This window comes from Pseudonocardia sp. SID8383 (genome assembly GCF_009864975.1).
Taxonomy (GTDB): Bacteria; Actinomycetota; Actinomycetes; order Mycobacteriales; family Pseudonocardiaceae; genus Pseudonocardia; species Pseudonocardia alni.
In genome coordinates, this window is sequence record NZ_WWFY01000819.1 from 1 (window position 1) to 2,024 (window position 2,024).

Below are 2,024 nucleotides of genomic sequence, written 5' to 3' on the forward strand. Positions count from 1 at the left end.
CGACCCCGGCCCGGCCGCCCGGCTCGGGGCGCCGCCGCCGTCGGACCGGCTGCGCGGGTGGCTGGTGACCGCGGGCGTCGTGCTCGTCGCGGCGCTGCTGCGGTTCTACGACCTGGGCGAGCCGACCGACCGCGGCACGCCGGTCTTCGACGAGAAGCACTACGTCCCCCAGGCCTGGGACATGGTCCGCAACGGCGGGGTGGAGTCCAACCCCGGCTACGAGAAGATCGTCCACCCGCCGCTGGCGAAACAGCTGATCGCGCTGGGCCAGATGGTGTTCGGCTACGACGGCGTCGGCTGGCGGGTCTCGGCCGCGCTGGCCGGGGTGCTCACGGTGCTGCTGGTGGTGCGGGCCGGGCGTCGGCTGACCCGCTCGACCGCACTGGGCGGGCTGGCGGGGCTGCTGCTGTGCGCGGACGGGCTGTCGCACGTGCAGTCTCGGATGGGGATGCTCGACGTCTTCTCCGCGCTGTTCGTGGTGGCCGCGTTCGCCGCGCTGCTCGCCGACCGCGACGACGTCCGCTCCCGGATGGCACGGGTCGTCGCGCAGGGGCGGGTCGGCGACACCGTCTGGGGCCCGCGGTGGGGGGTGCGCTGGTGGCGCCTCGCCGCGGGCGTCTCACTCGGCCTGGCCGGCGCGGTGAAGTGGAACGGCGCCTATTACGTCGCCGCGTTCGGGGTGCTCTGCGTGCTGTGGGACGTGTCGGTGCGCCGCCGCGCCGGCGTCACCCGGCCGTGGGTGGGCACGATGGTCCGCGACGTCGCCCCCGCGCTGTGGGCGCTCGCGCTGGTCCCGGTGCTGACCTACGTCGGGTCCTGGTGGGCGTGGTTCGGCAGCGAGACCGGCATCGACCGGCACCAGGTCGGCCGGGAGATCGGCACCGGCGGCGCGTTCGCCTGGCTGCCCGACGCACTGCGCTCGCTCTGGTACTACCACGGCCAGGCCCTCGCCTTCCACGAGAACCTGACGACCCAGTCGGCGGGCGCGCACCCGTGGGAGTCCAAGCCCTGGACCTGGCCGATGGGGCTGCGGCCGATGCTCTACCGCTACGCCGACGACGCCACCGGCTGCGGAGAGACCGAGTGCGTCTCGGCGGTCATGCTCATCGGAACGCCCGCGCTGTGGTGGCCGGCGATCCCGGTGCTGCTCTGGGGTCTGTGGCGGGCCGTGACCCGGGTGGACTGGCGCTGGACGGCGGTGCTCATCGGCTACGGCGCGGGCTTCCTGCCGTGGTTCCTCAACCTCGACCGGCAGATGTACTTCTTCTACATGATGCCGGTGGTGCCGTTCCTCGTGCTGGGCGTCGTGCTGGCGATGGGGCAGATGCTGGGCCACTCCCGGATGAGCGCGCGACGGCGACGGAACGGGTTGCTCGTGGTCGCGACGTGGGTGGCGCTGATCGGGGTCAACTTCGTCTGGCTGTGGCCGATCCTGGTCGGCGACCCGATCACCACGGCGCACTGGCAGGCCGAGCTGTGGCTGCCGTCGTGGCGCTGAGACGTTGCTCCGTCCGGGTGAGGCACGGAACCGCGGAGGCAGCGGCGACGACGACTCTGGCGTGAGCCCCGTTCTCCGCCGCCTCGCGGTCGCCCTCCCCGCCGTACTGCTCGCCCTGGTCGCCGGGGCCGCCCCGGCCTGGGCGCACACCGAGCTCGAGTCCAGCTCGCCCGCCGCGAACTCGCAGGTGGGCACCGCGCCGACGTCGGTGTCGCTGACCTTCTCCGAAGAGATCGCGGCCGCCGACGCGACGGTCTCGGTGACCGGCCCGGACGGCACCGACCACGCGGCGGGCTCCGCCACCGGCGAGGGCGCCACCCTCACCGTCCCGCTGCGCCCGCTCGGCGCGGCCGGTACGTACACGGTCACCTACCGGGTGGTCTCCGACGACGGCCACCCCGTCTCGGGCACGGTGCCGTTCACCCTGACCTCCCCCGGCCCCGGCGCGGCCGCTACGACCCCCGCACCCGCCGCCGCAGCCCCGACGGCCGCCGCGCCGGAGACCGCGCCGCAGACCATCCCCGCC

The 2,024-nt window shown here is 74.5% G+C and carries 2 protein-coding genes; both read left to right on the plus strand.

All coding sequences use genetic code 11. From position 1 onward, the window contains the following. Nucleotides 1–1,498 (plus strand): dolichyl-phosphate-mannose--protein mannosyltransferase (locus tag GTW08_RS19900; protein ID WP_161152367.1); only part of this gene is annotated, 1,498 nt, incomplete at its 5' end. A gap of 61 nt (nt 1,499–1,559) precedes the next feature. After that, nucleotides 1,560–2,024 (plus strand): copper resistance protein CopC (locus GTW08_RS19905; protein WP_161152368.1); only part of this gene is annotated, 465 nt, incomplete at its 3' end.